This is a genomic window from Sulfurovum sp. bin170 (genome assembly GCF_010892395.1).
Taxonomy (GTDB): domain Bacteria; phylum Campylobacterota; class Campylobacteria; order Campylobacterales; family Sulfurovaceae; genus UBA1140.
Genome location: NZ_JAACKB010000018.1, coordinates 1 through 2,021, shown reverse-complemented (window position 1 = coordinate 2,021; position 2,021 = coordinate 1). Strand labels below are relative to the sequence as shown.

Genomic DNA, 2,021 nt, shown 5'->3' with positions numbered 1-2,021 from the left:
TGATTTAACCAACACTATAGGTAGTTTTCAGACAAACAGCAATGCCATAACTATAGAAATTACTAAAGATAATAAAATAATTTTAGCCCAATCAGGAGAGGAGTCATCCTCCAATATAGACAGTGAAGAGGTATTTAAACTCAAAAGAGACCCTCTGTTGACCGTCCTTCCTTCCGATGGTGATTATGGTGATGACCTCGATACACAAGCTATCAGTACATTTGGTGCACCCAACCAATGGATGGATGATGGTGTATTAAAAACACAAAACTTTAATGCTTTGCGAGAGAATCGTGACCTAAATGAGGTGGATGGTATAGCCTTATCTCATATAGAGGCATTTGATGGGTTAAAAGATTCAGAGTCAATACTATATGTTGCTCCAAACAACAGTTTATGGATTGCAGATGATAATGCTCATAGTGTATATGAGATGGATTTAACAACCAAAGAGGTAAAGGCTATCTATACCCGTGATATGTTAGAAGAGCTCTCAGGGATTTGTCGTGATGAAAATGGTGAGGAGATAGAAGATTGTGATGGATTGGACGATTTGGAGTCGGTTGTCTATGATGATGTCAATGATATTCTCTATATTTTTGTTGGAAGTACTTCGAGTATACCTGCTATTTTCAAGCTGACTAGAGAGAGTATAGATGGTACATTTGTTTTAGATGATGAGGATGAGAATACGATTGATTTTAGAATACTAGATTCGGAGTATCAAGCGGCTCAATATATTGATGGAGAGATGATTGTCTCTATTGATTATGATTTATACAGTTATGATTTTGAAACAGATACCCACTCAAGTACACTTTTTACAGCTACTGGTGATGAGGGGAATGTCTATGGGATGGCATATGATGAAGGTGGTAATGCTTGGATGGTGACATCTAAAAATTATCTAATAAAAATAGATTGGGCTACCAAAGTGCGTCTAGCCTCATATAAGATAGCTGATGATGATAGTATCCTGACCTATAATGGAGTTTATGACACAAGAGGTTTGGAGATTATTGATGATAAACTCTATATTTTAGAAGGTATGAATAGCTCTGGAACAGACGATGTGGCAGTCGCTCCTTATGGGAGTGCTTTAAAAAATTCTGTTCATATCTATGATATACCTAGTGATAATCTATAGATGATATAACGGCAAGATAGTGTTCAATCACTATCTTCTCATCAAACTCATCTATCACTTTTGCTCTCCCTTTTTTCCCCATATCTATTCGCTCACTTTGGGATAGAGCAATCATCCTCTCCATAGCAGTAGCCAAAGAGCTACTATCTTTTACAGGAACTAGATAACCATTAACACCATCATCAACAACATCTCTACAACCAGTTACAGCAGTGGTAATTATAGGTTTAGACATACTTCCCGCCTCTAGTAAAACGCGTGATAGACCCTCTCGATATGATGGCAATACAATACAGTCAGCTTTTTGAATCTCTTCTAAAACAGCATCTGTATAACCTAAATACTCCACAGTTCCACTCTCGACCCAAGAACTCACCTCATCCTCTGATATAGCAGATGGATTTCCCTCGTAGTATGAACCAAGAAGCTTAAACTTTACCTCTGGATATTTTGGACGGATAGACTCTATCGCATCTATATACTCTACTATCCCTTTATCTCTAATCAATCTAGCTATTAGCAAAAAGACCATGCTACTATCACTAACCACGCCAATTTTGGGTTGAAATACTTCGGTATTGATTCCTGAACCAGGGATTAGCCTAACTTGCTCTTTTTGCACAAGATTTCTAAAAAGAAACTCATTAGAGTCATCCTCATTCTCAAAAAGAACTCTATTGTTGCGAAAAGAGGTTTTGTATAACCATCGTGCTATCTTAGACGATAGATTATCATTCAAAAAAACTGTACCCAACCCTGCAATAACATTTAGTGTAGGTATATTTAGAAGCTTGGAGACCATACCACCATAGATATTTGGCTTGATAGTATAGATAAGAAGCATATCAGGTTTTATCTCTCTATAGAGTCTATA

The 2,021-nt window shown here is 37.0% G+C and carries 2 protein-coding genes; one reads left to right on the top strand and one right to left on the bottom strand.

The window, feature by feature from the left end; genetic code table 11:
- Window positions 1-1,147, top strand: a 1,147-nt coding sequence (locus GSY74_RS00575; protein WP_164663160.1) for a hypothetical protein, incomplete at its 5' end; no start/stop codon positions are given.
- Here the strand turns inward: GSY74_RS00575 and GSY74_RS00570 are convergent.
- A partial coding sequence (locus GSY74_RS00570) for a glycosyltransferase family 4 protein (protein ID WP_164663159.1) occupies window positions 1,131-2,021 on the bottom strand: 891 nt, incomplete at its 5' end. The genes GSY74_RS00575 and GSY74_RS00570 overlap by 17 nt on opposite strands.